Source organism: Oceanobacillus saliphilus, from assembly GCF_023522835.1.
Lineage (GTDB): Bacteria > Bacillota > Bacilli > Bacillales > Amphibacillaceae > Oceanobacillus > Oceanobacillus saliphilus.
Window position 1 is genome coordinate 228,750 of record NZ_JALCZU010000004.1, and the last position, 20,322, is coordinate 249,071.

General features: G+C 36.3%; 18 protein-coding genes. 5 read left to right on the forward strand and 13 right to left on the reverse strand.

Annotated elements, in window-relative coordinates:
- Positions 1 to 233: 233 nt before the first annotated feature.
- From MN204_RS09215 to MN204_RS09240, 6 genes are all read right to left on the reverse strand, one after another.
- Entirely contained in the window at positions 234 to 1,520 is a 1,287-nt protein-coding gene (locus MN204_RS09215) for an NCS2 family permease (protein ID WP_249870789.1), read from the reverse strand.
- A gap of 34 nt (positions 1,521 to 1,554) precedes the next feature.
- Entirely contained in the window at positions 1,555 to 2,508 is a 954-nt protein-coding gene (locus MN204_RS09220; RefSeq protein WP_249870790.1) for an ABC transporter permease, read from the reverse strand.
- A gap of 3 nt (positions 2,509 to 2,511) precedes the next feature.
- Entirely contained in the window at positions 2,512 to 3,615 is a 1,104-nt protein-coding gene (locus MN204_RS09225; protein ID WP_438804699.1) for an ABC transporter permease, read from the reverse strand.
- The gene (locus MN204_RS09230; protein ID WP_249870792.1) at positions 3,587 to 5,143 is read right to left on the reverse strand and encodes an ABC transporter ATP-binding protein; all 1,557 of its coding nucleotides are present in this window, start codon (positions 5,141 to 5,143) and stop codon (positions 3,587 to 3,589) included. The genes MN204_RS09225 and MN204_RS09230 overlap by 29 nt, the downstream gene beginning before the upstream one ends.
- 72 nt (positions 5,144 to 5,215) lie before the next feature.
- Complete coding sequence (locus MN204_RS09235) at positions 5,216 to 6,244, reverse strand: BMP family lipoprotein (protein ID WP_249870793.1); 1,029 nt, start codon at positions 6,242 to 6,244, stop codon at positions 5,216 to 5,218.
- A gap of 13 nt (positions 6,245 to 6,257) precedes the next feature.
- Complete coding sequence (locus MN204_RS09240; protein ID WP_249870794.1) at positions 6,258 to 7,442, reverse strand: phosphopentomutase; 1,185 nt, start codon at positions 7,440 to 7,442, stop codon at positions 6,258 to 6,260.
- Between the two features lie 68 nt (positions 7,443 to 7,510).
- On the opposite strand from MN204_RS09240, the gene MN204_RS09245 reads away from it, so the two are divergent.
- Both MN204_RS09245 and deoD read left to right on the forward strand, forming a co-directional pair.
- Complete coding sequence (locus MN204_RS09245) at positions 7,511 to 8,212, forward strand: Crp/Fnr family transcriptional regulator (RefSeq protein WP_249870795.1); 702 nt, start codon at positions 7,511 to 7,513, stop codon at positions 8,210 to 8,212.
- Between the two features lie 183 nt (positions 8,213 to 8,395).
- The gene (deoD, locus tag MN204_RS09250) at positions 8,396 to 9,097 is read left to right on the forward strand and encodes a purine-nucleoside phosphorylase (RefSeq protein WP_249870796.1); all 702 of its coding nucleotides are present in this window, start codon (positions 8,396 to 8,398) and stop codon (positions 9,095 to 9,097) included.
- Between the two features lie 862 nt (positions 9,098 to 9,959).
- On the opposite strand, the gene MN204_RS09255 is transcribed toward deoD, so the two are convergent.
- Both MN204_RS09255 and MN204_RS09260 read right to left on the reverse strand, forming a co-directional pair.
- Entirely contained in the window at positions 9,960 to 11,615 is a 1,656-nt protein-coding gene (locus MN204_RS09255; protein WP_249870797.1) for a hypothetical protein, read from the reverse strand.
- A gap of 204 nt (positions 11,616 to 11,819) precedes the next feature.
- Positions 11,820 to 12,404 carry a TetR/AcrR family transcriptional regulator gene (locus MN204_RS09260; protein ID WP_249870798.1) on the reverse strand — a complete coding sequence of 195 codons (585 nt, stop codon included), beginning with the start codon at positions 12,402 to 12,404 and terminating at the stop codon, positions 11,820 to 11,822.
- Positions 12,405 to 12,557: 153 nt separating this feature from the next.
- Here MN204_RS09260 and MN204_RS09265 point away from each other — a divergent pair, with 153 nt between their 5' ends.
- On the forward strand, positions 12,558 to 13,292 hold the full coding sequence (locus MN204_RS09265; protein WP_249870799.1) for an SDR family NAD(P)-dependent oxidoreductase: 735 nt from the start codon (positions 12,558 to 12,560) through the stop codon (positions 13,290 to 13,292).
- 296 nt (positions 13,293 to 13,588) lie between these two features.
- Complete coding sequence (locus MN204_RS09270; protein ID WP_249870800.1) at positions 13,589 to 14,542, forward strand: zinc-binding dehydrogenase; 954 nt, start codon at positions 13,589 to 13,591, stop codon at positions 14,540 to 14,542.
- 200 nt (positions 14,543 to 14,742) lie between these two features.
- Here MN204_RS09270 and MN204_RS09275 read toward each other — a convergent pair whose 3' ends face one another.
- Entirely contained in the window at positions 14,743 to 14,988 is a 246-nt protein-coding gene (locus MN204_RS09275; protein WP_249870801.1) for an SDR family oxidoreductase, read from the reverse strand.
- 145 nt (positions 14,989 to 15,133) lie between these two features.
- Between MN204_RS09275 and MN204_RS09280 the strand changes: the two genes are divergently transcribed.
- Positions 15,134 to 15,697, forward strand: a complete 564-nt coding sequence (locus tag MN204_RS09280) for a hypothetical protein (RefSeq protein WP_249870802.1) — start codon at positions 15,134 to 15,136, stop codon at positions 15,695 to 15,697.
- Positions 15,698 to 15,714: 17 nt separating this feature from the next.
- Here MN204_RS09280 and MN204_RS09285 read toward each other — a convergent pair whose 3' ends face one another.
- The 4 genes from MN204_RS09285 to MN204_RS09300 all read right to left on the reverse strand — a co-directional run bounded on the left by MN204_RS09285 (position 15,715) and on the right by MN204_RS09300 (position 20,303).
- Entirely contained in the window at positions 15,715 to 17,106 is a 1,392-nt protein-coding gene (locus tag MN204_RS09285; protein WP_249870803.1) for a PQQ-dependent sugar dehydrogenase, read from the reverse strand.
- Positions 17,107 to 17,631: 525 nt separating this feature from the next.
- Positions 17,632 to 18,354, reverse strand: a complete 723-nt coding sequence (locus MN204_RS09290; RefSeq protein WP_249870804.1) for an NADPH-dependent F420 reductase — start codon at positions 18,352 to 18,354, stop codon at positions 17,632 to 17,634.
- A gap of 303 nt (positions 18,355 to 18,657) precedes the next feature.
- Positions 18,658 to 19,428 (reverse strand): SDR family NAD(P)-dependent oxidoreductase, encoded by a 771-nt coding sequence (locus MN204_RS09295; protein WP_249870805.1) that lies wholly within the window; start codon positions 19,426 to 19,428, stop codon positions 18,658 to 18,660.
- A 116-nt stretch (positions 19,429 to 19,544) separates the two neighbouring features.
- A complete protein-coding gene (locus MN204_RS09300; RefSeq protein WP_249870806.1) occupies positions 19,545 to 20,303 on the reverse strand; it encodes an SDR family NAD(P)-dependent oxidoreductase in 759 nt (252 codons plus the stop codon).
- Positions 20,304 to 20,322: the final 19 nt, after the last annotated feature.

Below are 20,322 nucleotides of genomic sequence, written 5' to 3' on the forward strand. Positions count from 1 at the left end.
AATTTAATTTTAAAGAAATAAGATCCCTTCTTTAAATCTCTAACCGGATAAAAGATCACTAGTTTATCTTATAATCTACTCTTCAAGCAAGAAAAATAAGGAGCTGTGTAGGATAACGTTCCACAGTTCAATTATTTTTTATAATAGGAACAGATACAAATGTTAGTAACTTATTTAAAACGAACAAAGAAAATTACTGAATTGGGTCAAAAAACCTGTCCCTATGTCCCCCTTCAATATAAAAAGAAATAGATGAGAAAGAGGAATGCAATGACATACATCGTCTTGTTTAATTCTTCTTTCTTACCTGTAAATAATTTTAATAATACATAGGATATAAATCCAAAGCCAATTCCATTTGGAATATTAAGGGAAAAAGGCATGACCGTGATCATTAAAAATGCTGGAATCGCTTCGGTTAAGTCGTTGAAAGGGATCTCTTCAACTGCTGATTGAAACATTAGAAAGCCTACAATAATAAGAACTGGTGCAATTGCACTAAGCGGAATAACCGTAAGAATCGGGATAAAAAATAGAGTAGGAATAAATAATATTCCTGCAGTAAAGGAAGTTAATCCCGTCTTACCACCTAAGGAAATTCCTGTTGCAGACTCAGCTGTTGTTGCTGTTGAACTACTTCCAAAAAGGGAAGCTCCTACTATCGAAAAAGCATTAGCTTGATAGGATTTTTTAAACTTTGATTTATTAGGTAACATACTCAATTGTGCTCCCATGTTTTGGAATAAAACGACCATCGTTAAAGAGAAGACACCAATCCAAAAGTTAAAATCATTCATTGCACTAAAATCATAAGCGAAAAAGACCGATTCGTAACCATCAAACGAAATTTCAAATTGACTTAGTGAAGAAATATCAGTAATACCAAGTAATATGCCAATGATTGTTCCAACGATTATTCCGATTAATATATTTCCTTTTACCTTTTTGATAATTAGAAACAACATAACGATTAGAGTTAATATCGATGTTAATGCCATACGATCGCCAAGAGTGGCTAATTGTACAAATGAGTCCTCTTGTGAAACGATGATTCCTCCGTTTTTAAAACCTAAGAAGGCAACAAAAAGTCCAATTCCCGCTGTGATAGCATAGATTAACGAGACAGGAACAGCATGTGATAAATAATCAGCAAGTTTTGTAAATGATATGATGACAAATGCAATACCTGCAAAGAGTACAGCGACCAGTGATTGTTCCCAGGTCAAACCGAGGGAAAAAACCAATGTAAAAACAAAAAATGCATTATCCCCCATTCCCGGTATGAGAATTAAGGGGGAATTCGCCCAAAAAGCCATGAGCATACAGCCTAAAAAAGAAACCAAAACAGTAGCAATCGTCACAGCTTCATATGGCATACCAGCCAAATTAAGTACCGTACCATTTACAATGACAATATAGGAAACTGTTACAAAGGATGTTATCCCTGCAAGAATTTCAGTCCGAATCGTGGTATTTTCATTTTGAATCTGAAACATCTGATTCAAAATATTTTTATTCATTCCATCACTCCTGTTTTGTGAAGTTCTAGGTGCTCTATCTTTGTCCAGGTTCATATGGTTGGCCTAATGCTGCTGGAGCGCTTGATCTACCGACAGCAATAACTAACACAATCAGGGTCAAAAGGTAAGGTAGCATATAGAACAATTCATTAGGAATAGATTGGGCAAATGGTATAATTTGCATCTGGTCTTTAAGAGCTTGTGCGAAACCAAACAATAAGGCTCCTAACGTTACTCCGATTGGATGCCATTTCCCGAATATCATTGCAGCTAAAGCGATGAATCCTTGTCCAGCAACGGTTGTAAATGAAAAACTGCTTGTAGTTGTTAAAACAATCGTCGCACCTCCAAGTGCCGCAATGGAAGCACTTAATATGACAGAAATATATCTTATTCGATTGACATTAATTCCTGCAGTATCCGTAGCTCCAGGGTGTTCCCCAACCGCACGTAACCTTAAACCGACAGTAGATCTTTTGAAAATGTAATACATGAATAGCACCAGTAAGATTACTACATAGGTCGTTGGGTATGTATTGAAGAGCATGTCTCCAAGAATTGGGATATCACTTAAGTAAGGTATGGATATTTTGCGAAATACATTACTTATAATTGGTGTTTCTGCTGCACCATCAAACAGAACCTTTACAAGGAAAAATGTCAGTGCGGGAGTGAGTATGTTAATAACCGTACCACTTACCACTTGATTTGCCTTATATTTTATGGATGCAACGGCATGAATAAAAGAAAAGATAATTGTACAAACAAAAGCTCCTAGCAAACCAAGCCATGGGGAAATGGAACCGAGACCGGCACTTTCGGCATAGTAGGTAAATATCGCTGCAAAAAATGCTCCAGACACCATAAAGCCTTCAATACCTATATTAATTACACCTGAACGTTCAGAAATCATACCACCAAGGGCGGCAAAAATTAATGCCGTCGAGAAGACCAACGTTCCATTAAGCAAATTACCTATGATTTCCATGATTTAAGCCCCCTTCTTGCTCTTCGTTGTTTCATCCGTATTCTCAGTTCTTTTTTGTTTATTACGAAATCGATACAATAAATGTTTGATAATCCCTGGTGCAGATACAAAGAAGATGATTGCACTAATGACTACATCTCCAATTTCGTTTGGTACACCTGCGCCAAAACTCATACCTTGTGCACCATAGGTTAAAATACCAAATAAAATACCCGCTAGCAAAATGCCGATAGCTGTGTTACCACCAAGAAGAGCGACTGCAATTCCATCGAAACCAATGCCTGAAGTGGATGCACTTATTGCCATGTAATTAAATACACCAAGTACATTGAAAGTACCAATTAATCCACCGAATAAACCCGAAATGAACATGGTACGTACCATTATTTTCGATGAATTAATACCTGCATACTTCGTGGCCTGGATATTAAGCCCTGTTACACGGATTTCATATCCCCATTTTGTTTTATTTAAATAATAGTGATAGAAAACGAGAACAAGAATTACAATCAAAAATCCCCAGTGAATTCTTGCGCCGCCCATCATGTCAGATAGAAAATTAATTTTAATACTGGCGGACTCCTTAATCAATTCGGAACGTTGCGTTCCTTCTTGTGGCATAAAAGCCCTGATCATCATATGACTGGAATATAATGCAATATAGTTCAACATAATGGTGGTAATAACTTCATTGATTCCTTTGCTGCCTTTCAAGTAACCGGCAATGGCTCCCCACAGACCACCTAACAGTGCACCAAATAAAACTGCAACGATACCATGGATGATTGAAGGCAAGCTTAATTGTGTTCCGACAATAAGAGCTCCTAACGAACCCATGATAATTTGCCCGTCTACCCCAATGTTGAAGAGGCCTACCTTGAAGGCGATAGCAACGGCCAAACCACTTAAGATGAGAGGAGCGATTGTTCTTAATAACTCACCAACATCATAACTGCTCCCAATCACTTTCTCTATCATGGATACATAAGCTACGGTAGGATTATAGCCCCCTAAGAGCATAAATAATGCACCGATGATCAGACCCAAAGCTATCGCTATAATCGGAACGAGTAGAGAATCATATTGGAATATTTTTCTGATTTTCACTAGATTCACCCCTTATATAATTACCAGCCATCATCAACCCTAATTCCCGATCAGATGTCTTATCAGGTGTAGTTTCTCCAATGATTTGACCATCAAACAAAACAATGATTCGGTCGGATAGGTTTAGAATCTCATCTAATTCAAAGGAAACAAGTAAGATACCCATTCCTTGGTCCCGCTGATGAATGATTTCTTTATGAACAAATTCAACTGCACCAACATCAAGCCCACGAGTAGGTTGTGATGCAATCAGGACACGAGGATTCATGTCAATTTCTCGAGCAATGATAACTTTTTGTTGATTACCACCAGACATCGAGCGAACGAGTGCTTGTGGTCCAGGTGTGCGAATATCGTATTGTTCGATTAATCGTAACGAAATTTTCTCTACTGTTTCCTCATTAATGAATCCATTTTTAACGATTTCATCTTTATAATAGTTGTGAAGAATCATATTCTCTTTGACTGAAAAGTCGAGAACGAGTCCATGCTTATGACGATCCCCAGGAATATGTGAAATACCTGCATTGTATATGGAACGTGTGTCCAAGCTTTCAATATGTTGATCTTTTAATAATATTTCACCTGATTCTTTCGGACGCATCCCTGTAATCGCTTCAATTAATTCTGATTGCCCATTTCCATCGACACCAGCAACTCCAACCACTTCTCCGGAACGTACGGAGAAGGAAATGTCATCGACCATATTTTTATTATTTGCATCCTTAACTACCAAGTTCTTTACACTTAGTAGGATATCTTTTGGTTGTGAAGGTGTTTTTTCGGTTTTAAAGCTAACCGCTTCTCCTACCATTTTTTCTGCCAATTCTTGTGTATTCGTCTCTGATATCTTTACAGTATCAATTACTTTTCCTCTTCTAATAATCGTACATCTATCAGCGATTTTCATAATTTCCTTTAATTTATGTGTAATTAGGATGATAGATTTACATTCAGCCACAAGTTTTTTCATAATATTAAGTAATTCGTCAATTTCTTGAGGGGTTAGTACCGCTGTAGGCTCATCGAATATTAAAATATCTGCGCCTCGATATAAGGTTTTCACAATTTCAACACGCTGCTGCATACCGACGCTGATGTCGGCAACTTTTGCATAAGGATCGATATCCAATCCATAGCGATCAGACAATGCTTTAATATCTTTACTAGCTTGTTTATAGTTTATGGACATACCTTTCTTCGGTTCCATTCCTAGAATAATATTTTCAGTTACTGTAAAAGGCTCCACCAGTTTAAAATGCTGATGAACCATTCCAATCCCGTGTTCAATGGCCACATTCGGGTTATCGATGGTGACCCGGTCATTATTGATATAGATTTCACCTTCGTCCGGCTGATATAAGCCAAAGACGATATTCATCATCGTAGATTTTCCTGCACCATTTTCACCCAAAAGTGCGTGGATTTCTCCTTTTTCCAACTGGAAATTAATAGATTCATTTGCAACAAAATCAGAAAATCGTTTGGTTATTCCTTTTAACTCTAAAACTGTATGTTTATCAACCATTGACTTCCCTCCTAAAAAAGTCCTTTCTCTAAATCGTAGAGGAAGGACATGATTTCATGCTTCCCGTGTAGTTTAATTTGTTGGGACTTCAATTTCTCCATCTATAATTTTCTGACGGTATTCTTCCACAACATCTAATACTTCAGGACTTACATTTTTATCTGAAGTTGGCGCTATATCCACACCATCTTCTTTTAGTCCAAGGCTCGTCTCTTCTCCACCTGGAAATTCTCCTTGCTCTAATTGTTCAGAAACCTGATATACCGCTTCATCTACTTTCTTAATCATGGAAGTCAGCGTCACATCATCACCAAAAGTCAGGGACTGGTCCATATCTACACCAATAACCCAAACTCGATCACCGCTTTCGAAACGTTCTTGCGCTTCATTAAAGATACCGTTACCTGTTAAACCTGAAGCATGGAAGATGATGTCTGCTCCAGCGTCATATATAGTGGAAGCGGCAGATTTACCCATGTCAACACGGCTAAAGTCTCCTGTATAATTGATGATTATCTCTGCGTCTGGATTTACAGCTTCAACACCAGCTTTAAAACCCGACTCAAATCGTTTAATAACAGGGATTTCCATACCACCTACAAATCCAACTTTATTTGATTCTGTTGTTAATCCAGCAATTACCCCAACTAGGAATGATCCTTCTTCTTCTTTAAAAGTAACGGAAGCAACGTTAGGCATATCAACTACTGCGTCAACAATCCCTAACTTTGTGTCAAGATGACTGCTTGCAATTTCTGTAATCGCATCTTGTAGGGTGGCGGCTGTTCCCCAAGTCAAATCATAACCAGCATTTACAAATTCCAATAGATTAGGTACAACTTCTCCATCGGATTTCGGCTCAAGGTATCGGACTTCATAGCCTTTATCCTCTTGCAGTTGCTGTAAACCTTCCCATGCACTCTGGTTGAATGATTTATCATTCACACTACCTAAGTCCGTTACCATTCCAAATTTTAAATCATTGTTACCATCAGCATTACTTTCTTCATTAGTGTTTGTGTTACTATCGTTACTACATCCTGCTAATAACAAACTTACAATCAATACCATTGGAACAACTAATTTCATTAACTTTCTCATTTCTATTTCCTCCTTATTTTTGTATAAGTAAATCGAGAAAACTTTCACCAATATCTGGTTGTTTTACATTAAAGTTTTCTGCAAGAGTTGCAGCTAAATCAGCAAATGTATTTCTTGTACCAATATCACCTGCTACTCTCTCTAGTAATGGGTTATAGATTAAAATTGGCACATATTCGCGTGTATGATCGGTGCCGACATGTGTTGGATCATTTCCGTGGTCAGCAGTAATGACCAATAAATCTTTTTCACCTATTTGATTCATGATTGCCGGTAAATATTGATCAAATTCTTCTAACGCCTTAGCATAACCATGCGGGTCACGACGATGACCATATAGGGCATCAAAGTCAACTAAGTTGGTAAAAAGCAGGCCATGGAAGGAGTCCTTCAAGAGCTCGATAGTTGTTTGGATGCCATGTGAATTGCTTTTAGTAGGATAGGACTGTTGAATTCCCACTCCAGAAAAAATATCGTTGATTTTTCCGACTGAAATGACGTCATAGTCATCTTTATCCAAGTGTTCCAATAATGTCTTTCCAAATGGAGTTAATGCATAATCTCGACGGTTTGCTGTTCTTTCAAACCGACCTGCTTCTCCAATGAATGGTCTTGCAATTACCCTTCCAACGACATAGGGATCTTCTAAAGTTAACTTCCTGGCAATTTCACAGCCTTTATACAATTCTTCCAGTGGGATTACTTCTTCATGTGCTGCTATTTGAAATACACTATCTGCAGAAGTATAAACAATCCAAGCACCTGTTTTTTTCTGTTCCTTTCCAAATTCCTCAATGATTGCTGTACCAGATGCAGGTTTATTGCCAAGCACTTTACGTCCTGTCAGTTCCTCGAATCTAGCTATCAGTTCTTTTGGAAAGCCATTCGGAAAAACTTGAAACGGAACTTTTACTTCTAACCCCATTAGCTCCCAATGACCAGTCATCGTATCTTTTCCTACAGAGATTTCTGCCATTTTTCCATGGAATGCTTTTGGATGATCCACTGGATTAATCGATGGAAGATGATCGATATTTCCTAAGCCTAAGGATTCGAGATTGTTTAAATTAATATTTGGAGATTGCTCACAAATATGTCTGAGCGTATGGGTGCCGTCATCTCCAAATTGATCAGCATCCGGTAAACTCCCTATTCCTACGCTGTCTAATACAATCACACAGACTCGTTCAAAGTTCATATTACTGACAACTCCTTTATGAAAACGTTTTAATAATGCTGTTATAATAAGGAAAGGAGGAGATAATTTTGACTATAAAAGATTTAGAACTATTTTCAGAGATTCCCGAGTCAGAACTGAATGAGTTACTCCCTTCATTAACAGTACGTAATTTTAAGAAGAATCATCTTCTTTTGTTTGAAAATGATATAAATGATAGGATTTACTTTATTCGTTCTGGATTATTAAAAGTTTGTCGATATTATGACGGAAAAGAGATCATCCTAAGTCTCGCTAGCAAAGGAGAAATTCTAGGAGAAATGGAAATATTCACAAGAATTCCAGAGCAAATATCCTCTGTTGAAGCGATTACAAATATATCCGTCTGGCAACTATCGAAAAAAGACTTCGAAAATATAATTGATAAATATCCTATTGTGATGAAGAGAGCGTATACCATTCTCTCTGATAGAATACGTACACTTAATCGGCTTATCCGATACTTGAGTTTTTGTGACGTTAGGGCAAAGGTAGCCAACTTATTATTGGATTTTTATTATAATATTGGTGAAGAAAATGATGGCCATCATCAAATCAACTTCCATATCAACCAATCACTTTTTGCTAATATGCTTGGTATTACTAGAGAATCTGTCTCCAAAACAATTTCTGATTTTCAAAACGAAGGCCTTGTTGAATTACAACACCAAAGATTTATAGTTGATCTTAAAGGCTTAAAAGCTGTATGTCGTGATACAGAAGATACTCGAGAACTTCGTTTATGGTACTAGTACGTTGCCCCTGCATTTATATCATATAAAAGAAAGCGCTTAAATTCAGTTATCTCTTTAACAGTTTTAATGTGAAATACTTCACAATTTTCTTGTGAATGAGTACACGGAATTTTAAAAGTGATTATGCTACGCTTAAATAAGTAAGCGCTTATAATCAAATAAAGTGGAGGGATAGTTTAAATGAGTATTCATCTAGAAGCAAAAGTAGGAGAGGTAGCAGAAAGTGTTTTATTACCCGGGGATCCACTAAGAGCCAAATATATAGCTGAAACTTTTTTAGAAGATGCTGTTTGCTATAATAAAGTTCGTGGAATGTTAGGTTTTACTGGCACGTATAAGGGAAAGAAAGTATCTGTCCAAGGGACTGGAATGGGAATGCCGTCCGCTTCCATTTATATTCATGAGTTGATCAATGATTATGGAGTTAAAAATTTATTTAGAATTGGAACTTGCGGAACGGTACAGGAGGATATTAATTTAAGAGATGTTATTATTGCACAAGCTGCAACGACAGATTCTTTTATTTTAAGAAATGAATTCCCAGAACTTACTTTTGCGCCTATCGGAGACTTTAATCTGATGAGAAAAGCAGTACTGACAGGGGAGGAAAAAGGATTAACTCTCCATGTTGGAAACGTCCTTTCATCTGATCTGTTCTATAATGATAGGGATTACAATCCATTGATTCAGCATGGTGTATTAGGTGTTGAAATGGAAACGGCCGGATTATATCACCTAGCATCTAAATTTGGAGTACATGCACTATCACTTCTTACCGTAAGTGATGATATCATTACTGGAGAACAAACGACCTCTATGGAAAGGCAATCAACCTTCAATGATATGATTGAAGTTGCATTAGAAACAGCACTATCTCTGTAGAAAGTTAGAACAGGGGGACGAGGGGACTGGTTCCTTGACCCACCCATATTCTTCGAGTCCAGTAAGTGAAGAAGTTAGTATGTAAATAATAGATTAGTAAGAGAAATAAGGATCTATGGAGGATATTTTTCCACAGATCCTTATTCTTTTATGTTATTAGAAAAAAGCTATATACAACGAGAGTATTACCAAAGAGGAAATTCTTAAATCAGCTCAAAATACATCTTTCGTTACTTTTTCTGATAAGTTAAAAGACGCAAATCCACGATTACACAGTCAAAAGGGTACGTTTGTGATATGTGGGAACGACCTTCAAAATGAGGAAATTCAAAAACAAGTAAAATCTCTGGATTCCATTAAAGCAAATCTATTCATTTGTATTCCATATGAACATAAGCTAGCAATAAAAAATAAATTTGATCAACGTCATCTTATTAACAAAACTACAATTTACCCTGAGTTTCCTTCTGTTGCTGATTATATAATAGAGAAATACAAAGAAACAAAACATTTCTATTGACGGCACTTTTAGTGTTATGGAAAAAGCCTGGTGTAAAACGATTATCTATTAAAATTACATTAAATAAATTACTTCGTTATAGAAGAAATTAATGAAGTTGCTAAAGCACTTATAAAAGACTACCAGGAGGAGTACGATGTTATTTTTGTATTTGTTGCCAAAGATGGCGATGACTACATAATGTACAACTGGTAGTCTAACTAAAATAGCTATGTATAAATGCAATTTACTAAGATGTTACATTTTCAAGAAATAGGATGTATGTGAGACCCAACTCATATCAAAAACGATTGCTGTCCCTAACTAGGTGATTTATCGAGCAGCCGTGATGAATAATTCAGGTTAATTGTTTACTTTCGTAGACGGCCAAAAGAAGTTATTTTTATAAAACGTATCCTTTAATCTCTGTAAATCATATTCCCATTCCGTAATGGAGTTTTGGTTTCTAATTAAACCATTTTTCATAGCTTTTCTTCCCCGAACAAGAAATGCTATCGTATAAGCAACCTTTTTAAGTCCTAATTGTGGTACCGCCTTTTTTTCAAGGATTTCCCACCGTTTTATTCTGCTCATACCAGATATCTGGTAACCTAACTTCCTTAGTTCACTTTTTGTGTTAAGGTCCGGTTCGTTCTCGGCGTTACCACTTTCAGGGTTTATTTCCGTTACTGGCCATTTGAAAGAATCATGTTCTACTTTCTTAACAGGTCTAGCCAGTTCAATAAGTTGAAATCTTTCTTTACTTATAAAATTAAAACCTTTATCAACATACTCTAAATCTATCCAATAACCCGGTCTATTTTTGCTCAATGACTTAAGTTGATTTTTAGTAATAAAATACTCCATAGAGCCCCTAATCTTTTGGACATTTGTCTTTATATATTCATAAACTATATTTGCAGATTTATTTCGGTATATAGCAATTTTAACTTGAACATTTTCAAAATGAACGTTTGTATTAGGGCGATTCTTCTTATTTGGTAACTTAGTGATACGCTGTAAAAATACTTCATGATTTTCTTCATCTTTATATTCAATTTCTCTTTTTACTTCTTTAGTTTTACTATTTACTGAAGAATTGTTTTGACTAATATTCGGAAGTAAATAATTTCTTTCATTTTCTGATAAAAAGTCCGGAAGTTCTTTTATATTCTTATCTGCAATACCCGGTTGCTTTAATAAATCACTCTCTCTCCCTAAATAGTAAGATAAAATCAAAATATAACTTAACTGGTCTTCAGATAAATCATGTTCGACAAATAACCACTCACCCATTAAATCATCAAAAATATCGTGTAATTCTTCGGTTAAATCAAATGTCATATAACATCTAATCATTTCAATGATTGCTTGCGGAGAGTTTGATAAGAATACATTTTCTTTAATTCCAATTAAATTATCTATAAAGAAACTTTTAATTGGTATATTATTTCTTACTTCTCCATTTGCTCGTAGAAACTTGAACAGATTTATAAAATTTAGCTCATAATCAATATCGTCTAAATCAATCCATTCTAAAAAGACGGAGGCGCTTAGTTCATGAAGCAATGAATAATCATAATCATTAAGAGAGGTAACAGGTAGGTGATTGTTTAAAAAAGAAATAAAGTATGCAGCTTGATCGTGGTACTTCTTCTGAATATTACTTTCAATTATTTCAGTACACTTTTCTAGCCATTTATTCCCAAGTTTCTCTTTATATTGTAGCAGATACGATTCAATCATTGTCGTGTTCTTATTTTCAAGCAGTAAGTTCTGCAAAATATCTATTTCAGCTTTTAATCTCGAATTATCTTTTTCAAGATTAACAATACTCGTCTCTTGTGAATGCAATTCTCCTGATAGACTAAAGACTTGACCCTTTAGCTCATCTACTTTAATCTCATAGAAATTTATCTCAGAATTATATTTATCATTTAATCTATCTAACTCTGTTTCAATCGTTTTCAAGATATTAGTTTTAATATTATTATTAAGTTTCTCCGCTTTGATAACCATAATTTCACTCCTGTAAGTAATAATAAAGCAGTTAAATCTAATGTTATTATACTAATAATCCTAAATCATTTCTTTTGTTTTTCGAATTAATATCAGAAGGAGAGATTTATTGGTTATGGACCCTCTATTCCCAAACAAATTAAAGCATTTACAGATTTGTAAGACAATTATCCAATGATTTATATAAAAAAGTAATCTCGTATTCTATACCCTCTTCAAATCCACTACCTGAGCATTAGAAAGAACAGTAAGCTGTTCCATCATAAACTCCGCAGAATATTGAAATCTACCTTGAATCCAATAAAAAATTAATCCCAAGGTTGCATTCGACTGATAATGCAGGAACATGTCATAATCTATCTTACTCACAGTGGACTTCACCTCAATAACAATATCTTTTGAAAAAATATCGAAAAATAACTCCTCGATATGCTTTTTAAAATCGGAACGACTCGTATACAATGCATAAAACATCCGCTTATTCTTTTCGATATAATCAAATATTTGAACGGTTGTAGGTGCTAAAGAATTTACATTAATTCTATCTTTATTTTCAAATGGGGTTAATATGGCTTCTCGTAACCCCTCTAACACATCACACAAAGCCTCTTCCAGAAACTCTTCCTTATTGGAATAGTGGGCGTAAAAGGTAGCTCGATTCAAATCTGCATATTGCGCAATCATGGATACGGTAATTTCATGTTCCGAGTACTGTTCAATTAAATCAATATAAGCATTTATCAAAGAAAGTTTCGTCTTTTTAACTCTTCGATCGATTTTAATTTCCATATGTCCAGCTCCTATTAGAAAAATACTCAACAATCTTAGTATAACTGTTGTTAAAGCTTCATTTGAAGTATTTTTGTTTATCTAACTTTTCCCAATAGATGTTAGATTGGAGTCGTGGGGTATTTGAAACATAATTAAGAGGAGGAATCTTTTATGAAACTAGAAAACAAAATCGCTGTAGTAACTGGAGCTGCCTCTGGTATCGGTTATGGAATCGTAGAGAAATTTGTTAAAGAAGGCGCAAAAGTTGTTGTTGGGGATATAACAGACAATATATTTGATCTTGAAAAAACGTTTGGTGACAATGTAAAGGCTGTAAAAGTGGATGTCTCAAAAGAAGCAGACGTAAAAAATTTGATTGATACAGCAGTAAATACGTTTGGGAAACTCGATATCTTATGTAACAATGCAGGTATTATTGGAGCTTATGCCAATATCGATGAATATACAGAAGAGCAATGGAATAAAGTAATCAGCATCAATATCAATGGTCCGTTCTTTGGTATAAAACATGCGGTTCCTTATATGAAACAAAACGGTGGCGGTTCAATCGTAAATACCGTTTCTATTTCATCTAAACATGCTACTCCAGGATCACCAGCATATGTTACTTCCAAAGGTGCCGTTCTCATGTTAACGCGTCAAGCTGGTCACGATTATGCTCGTGATAACATTCGTGTCAACGGAATCTCTCCTGGTGTCGTTAATACTGGTATTTTAAAAGATGTAGACGAAGATATGTTAAACGTATACTCCGAAGCCATTCCGATGGGAAGAATTGGTGAACCTTCTGAACTTGCAAATGTCGCTTGTTTCTTAGCATCAGATGAAGCCTCTTATGTGACTGGACAAACTTACATTGTTGATGGTGGAAAAGATACGATTTAATTCTTTATAATAAATAGGTTGTTTTTACTTGGGTTATGCGGTCAGCCCAAAACTTCGCTATCGCTTCACATGGTGGGGGCTGACCCTATATTCCTGTAGCGTAAATAGAACGAGCTATTTTAAAAGAAGATTTTCATACATTATGATTACGAGCGACGTTCATCATGTTGCTCGTATTTAAAGAAAATAATGAAACTATTTTCGCTAGATTGTAAGCGGATGCTTTGACATAGACATTGACAGTTCGATAGACTAATCGTATAGGTTATAAAATTTTTAGAAAAGAGGGATAAGATATGAAAGGCTGGGAATTTACAACTACAAACGAACCACTAAAACTGGTGGAAAAACCAGATCCAATAGCAACAGAAGGACGCGTCGTCATTGAAGTAAAAGCAGCAGGGTTATGTCACTCGGATGTAGGTGCATTACGCGATAAGAAATGGCTCGACATCATTGAACATACGCCTATTATTATGGGACATGAAGTTGCTGGAGTCATTAAAGAAGTTGGTCCAGGTGTGACAGATTATAAAGTTGGGGACCGTGTTGGTGTTTGTCCAGTAAGTAAAGTAGGCATGGGGCCAGGTTACGGTTATGATGGCGGATATTCTGATCTTGTTTCCGCGCCGGCTGTAGATTTAGTACCAATGCCAGACGAAATCTCCTTCGCACAAGCTGCAGCAGGTACAGATGCTGGTATGACTTCCTATCACGCCATGTTCCAAACTGGTCAAGCTAAGCCTGGGATGAAAGTTGGCGTTATTGGAATCGGTGGACTCGGTCAGATTGCTGCCCGTGCAGCAGTTGTTAGAGGTATCGAAATATATGCCGTAGATGTTAGTCCAAAAGCACGTGAACTAGCAAAAGAACTCGGTGTCAAGGAAGTCTTTGAGGATGTTCGTGAATTAGCAGATATCGCACCAGATTTAATTGTTGACTATGCTGGATTTGGCACAACAACTGCTGGCGCAATCGATGTCATTGCACCTGGAGGCACGGTTGTTTTAGTGGGTATGGGTAAATTAGAAGCAACGATTAATACCGACCCTCTTATTCTAAAAGCTGCAACATTAAAAGGTAGTGTTGGCGGTGACGTGCACGATATAGCCGAAGTATACAAATTGATGGCTTCTGGTGATATCGAACCAACGATTTCTGAAATTACATTTGATGAAATATATGAAGGATTACTAAAGCTCGAGCGACACGAAGTAACTGGAAGACTTGTGGCGAATTTGGAAAAATAATATAATAATACACGCTTAAGAGTTATGTGGTCCGTCCCCATCGCTATGTCTTTAACATGGTGGGGGACGGACCCTTTTAATCTTCAACTGTTACCGATACGTATATTTTTTCTTGAATATTTGTAAAAGCGAATCTAATATTTGCTTAATCAATATGTCTATACAAACAAAAAAACGCTTGGTTTCAAGCGTTTTTTCTATCATTGTGCTATCGTTCCGCCATCAACAACCAATTCCGACCCAGTCATAAAGCGAGATTCATCTGAAGCTAAAAATAAAACTGGATAAGCAATATCAATTGGTTCTCCAGAGAAACCTAAAGGAATAGTAGATTCCATTTGCTTCCTTCCTTCATCATCAAGCGCATTTTGAGACATTAGTGTCGTGATAAGACCAGGATGAACGGAATTGACTCTTATACCCTCTTTTGCAAGATCTTGGAACAATATCCGAAGCTGCCCGTCCCCAACGCTTTACAGTATTAAAGCAGTGGGAGACAGGAACCTGATTACGTGGACAATCATAAGTTCCACCATTGATTAATAGAAATATAATGTATGGAACATATATTATTAAAAATGAGGTGGAAAGTTGTATTTTTTAAAATCTATTTCGGATGAGGTTCATTTGTCTCAAAAAATATTCAGTAACTATAAAAAAGTAAGGAAGCTCCTTATCGTGTCTATTTTTGCCTGTATTGCTGCCATTCTCCAGGCTGCAGGCGGTCTTCTGCCAGGTATAGGATATTTTATAAGTCCGCTTGCCACTGCACCTATCCTGTTATGCTCCATGTTTTCTATTCGATTTGGAGTAAAGACCTATTTTCTGACCATTATGCTGTTATTCATCTTACAGCCAACTGAACTAATTATATTTCCCTTTACTACAGGATTGTTAGGACTTGGCATAGGCGCAGCTTTTTCCATTTTTAGAAAGAGAATAAGTATGACTGCTTCTGGCGCAATCGTTTTAATGCTCGGGATTATGATTCTACTATATATTTTCCGCTTTCCAGTTTTAAGCCCAGTCGCCTCTGATTCCTTTTCTCTTCTAACAACTGGTGGTATTGCTTTATTTGCTTTCCTTTATAGCTGGTTATGGGTTGAGGTTGCTTTAATCATTTTTAAAAGGATAAAAATAATGATGGTCGTTTAGTAATTCTCTCTAGTTCATCAAACTATCTCAAAAATGGTACCCTGGTTAAAATCAGTCACTAGCATAGAGTTGTAAACCCCTAAAAATAGCCGACTTTGATTCAGATTCGTTCCCAGACTAACATAATAAGCAGATTGTGACCCAAAATCATAATCGGTTTGGATCACACCAAAATCATTTTGTTTACCGTCTGATTTCACTCTCGTATAGGCTAAAGCACCTCTAACCGGAGATTGAGATTCTTTCCTTGCGATATCGGTAAATACAACACTTCCTGTTAAACTTGGAATTGCAGTTCCCATATAGGGTTGCACTCCTGTAAGTGCAGTTCCTTCAAACTTATCGGGTCTTTTATCTTGATGAAAATAACTAGTTAAAGGCTGAAGACGACTCGCTGAAAGGGCTACTGCTTCATCATAATAAGCAATTGTTTTCTTATCTATGGACGTATGAATGCAGCCTTCTAGAATCGACGTAGGAAAAGCACCTTCCCATCCTCGCCAACCAAAGTTAACCAAACCTTCCTGGTGAGTTTCAGAACCCTGAAGCTCGGTAACCGGTATTGGTTGATAACTTCCGAATGAAAAGATTGACTCTACCAAGTCCTGTCCGACATTCCCTGTATATTTCATGTACCGATTATCAACCCGTCGAAACGAAATCCCCGGTATGTTGCGAACTCCTTTGGCCATTACGGTAAGTGTATCCTGAATCGTTGCGGGAAGATCATAAAAACGCGTAACAACGGGTGGGTTGTTGATCAATGTATTCTTGCTCACATCGATTTCAATAATTTTACCGGCTATTTCCATATTATCCTGACTTAAATTAAATGGATCATAGCCTGATCCACCGTCTCCAGTTGTTAGCACAAGTTTTCCTGTTTCAGGCGAGAAGTTTAAACTATTGACACCATTATGATTGGAAAATGGTCTTCTTAAGTTAAGTAATGTACGTCGTTTTTGAGGCATACCATTAACCTGTAACCCCCATTCTTCAACGGTATCAATGTGATCATATAACGATTCTCTGTTTACCCACTTTAAATTTAACGTATTCGGATCACACGGGTCAGGATGAAAGGCTTTAGGAAGAGCCCCTGGTCCTTGTGTTCCAGCCACCGAATAATGAAGATAGAACAAACCGTTATCATAAAATTCCGGATGAAATGCCAGTCCTAACAATCCCCGTTCATCATATCCACCACCATCAGCACCTAGTTTTATTATCGAAGAGCGAATATCTAAAAATACCTTTATATCCCGGTTTCCTATGTAAAATATTTCTCCTACTTGGGTTGCCATAAATAATGTTTCCATGGAATCGCCCGGAAGTATGGTCGATGTCAAGACTGTGGGTAAATTAATATTACTTAAAATGGGTTGTAATTTAACTTTAACGGCTTTCAACTATCTTAACCTCCTCTTATTGTTCTCTTTTTATAAGAGTATGATAAAACTGTTATATGAGTACCGAATTCACAATCGGTGAATTTGAATAAATAATTTTTAAGAAGGTGCGGTTTTAAAATTTTATATTATCAGTAAGAGCATACGAAACCAAAACATTATAAAAAGCACCTTTCCTTTTGTTTAAAATTGAATCCCTAAATTGGTTACTTTTAACAATTTAGGGATTTTTTATTTGGTGTATATGGCATATAATTTTTGAAAGGTTCGGGCAGTATGCTTAGAGAGATATGTTAATTAAATATAAAGAGATTGTATAACGAGGTATGTTTATGCAACGTATTTCTAAGTGGTTTGTTCAATTAATGGGGTGGTCTAGTGTAACAAGAGTACAACTTTTCACGGTGATGAAAAGTTGTTAACTACATCTAAATATTTTTGATTCTAAATTCCCCTATGTCTCCTATGTCTTCTATAGTGATTTAAAATTAAATACCAAATCAATAATCAATATGGAATTCCTAATTATGAATTATAGGTTTCTCTGTTTAGATTCACAATATCTTTATGTGACAATCCAGCTGAAAACTTCTCTATTACCTTGTCCCGTAGGAGTGGGGCTTTTTCTTTATCTGCCTTTTTCAATGCGTTAGTTAGTTCTTCTTTTGTTAGTTCTGTGCAATATGCAGGAGTTCCTGGCTGTTGTCTCCAAGAATCGGTTAAAGAGCCACTATCCACTGCATCGAAGCCTAGCTCATTTACTAGGTCTATGATTATATGTTTTTGCGATAGGTCATTGCCAGCAATTGTCATGGCAATGCGACCGCTAGTCCCTTCGAGGGTTCCTTTATTTTCTAAAGTATAAGCTAATAGATTGCTGAAGGCTTTAATGATAGGTCTACCTAATTGATTTGAAACCCAAACGCTTTCAACCATTCCATTCTCAATTTCTTCAATTTTATTATCTCTAAAAGGATAATAATTGGAAGTGTCTACAACGATTATTTCCTCCCCAGCTTTCTCAACTATGTTGCGAATGCTTGGCATTACATGAAGAGGGATAGATATTATAAGGACATCAATATTTGTTATTACATCTTCTACACGCACAGGTGTTCCAGCAATCTCTTTTCCTTCTAAACGTTCAATTTCTCGAGCATCTGCAATTTTAACATCATGTCCATTTTTAACTAATTTTTTAGAGATAGTTCTGCCTATTGGTCCTGCACCTATAATTCCAAATCTCATTATTTTTTCCTCCTAAATATAATTTTGTTGGATTAAGATTCAATGACTAAATGCATAGAAGAAGATTTAGCTTACATCTAACAGGGGCCTATTCAGACGATTTTATGCAATGTATTAAATACTATTATTCTAGCAGGGCAGGTTTTTAGTAGATCAATCTCCTGTCTTTAAACCAAATACATGCGGGAAAGGAGAAATTCTTTTTCCTTATCCGCATGTATTTATTGGAATGTTAATCTTACGTAAACGAGAAAACCCAAAACAGGCTTTTAAAAATCAAATGATTAATAGCTTAGTAATTAATCATTTTGTTGAGGTAGCTCCTCCATCTACTACAAATTCACTTCCTGTAGCAAACCTAGACTCATCAGATGCTAAAAACAACACCATATATGCAAGGTCTTTAGGATCACCTAGATGCGGTGGAAGCGGGAAATTGGCTTCTATTGTTTCTCTCAATTCAGGATTATCTTTCAACGAGCTTTCTACCATCGGAGTACTAATTACACCTGGATGTACAGAGTTCACACGAATATTATCTTTTGCCAGTACTTTTGCAGCATGCTTTGTCATCGACCGAACAGCACCTTTAGAAGCACTGTAGGCTACATCATACCCATCAGGAGCACCACCAACAATGGCTCCGATTGATGACATGTTAATGATTGATCCCTTACCGTTTTCCTGCATTTTAGGAATAACCGTTTGCATACCTAGAAAAACACTAGTTGCGTTTATTGCCAAAACTTTATTCCATTCTTCTAGTGTTGCTTCCTTAACACTTTTTCCTATCTGAATAGCAGCATTATTTACTAACACATCGATCTTACCGTGTTTTTTAACAGTCTCATCAATAGTACTTTTCCATTCATCAGGAGAAGACACATCTAGCTTTAAAGCAAGTGCATCCCCGCCCTTGGCATTAATTTCATTTACTCCTTCTTGTAGAAGTTCAAATTGTATGTCTGCCGCTACAACCTTTGCTCCTTCTTCAGCAAACGTCTGGGCCATCGTTAAACCCATTCCACCTGCAGCACCTGTAATGATTGCTACTTTACCATCTAATCTAGCCATTCTATTTCCTCCTAGAAAACTAGTTCTAATTCGTTTAGAAAGATATACTCTTTCTTTTAAGACATCTTTAATCCAAGCAAGTCTTATTTACACTTTTTTCGAATTCATAATGTTAATTATTTATTGATAGTAGCTCTTCCTCCATCAACTACATAGTCTGCTCCACTTACATAACTAGCTTTATCAGATGCTAAAAATGCAACTACTTCGGAAACTTCTTTTGGATCTGCAAAACGTTTCATTGGAAGCAGATTTTGAGACACGTCATCAATCTGTTCTTTAGTTAGTGTAGCTTCAGCCATTGGCGTGAGTATTGCTCCTGGAAGAACAGCATTGATTCTAATATTTTTATCAGCAAATTCATATGCTGCTTGTTTTGTAAGACCCCTGACTGCAAATTTTGAAGCAGTATAAGCTGGATTAACTGTAATATCATGTCTCAATCCAGCAAGTGAAGAAATATTTATAATAGACCCTTTATTGTTTTCAACCATTGTAGGTAAGACTGCTCTCATGCCGTAAAATATTCCGTTCTGATTAATATCGATTATTTTTTTATACAAGCCTTCTTCTATTTCTAAAAGTCCAGTTATCGCACCTGCAAGTCCTGCATTATTCACTAAAATATCAATAGTGCCAAATGTATCTTTAGTCTTTTGTACTACCGTGTCCCAACTACTAGGATTTGTAACATCTAACTCTACAAAAATAGCCTTATCTTCCCCGATGTCACTTGCTACTTTTTCTCCATTTTCTGCATCAAGATCTCCGATTACAACTTTTGCACCTTCTTCAGCAAGCTTTCTCGTATGAAATTCCCCCATACCTTTCGCCCCGCCAGTAATAATCGCTACTTTTCCATCTAATAGTCCCATTATTATTCCTCCTATATGT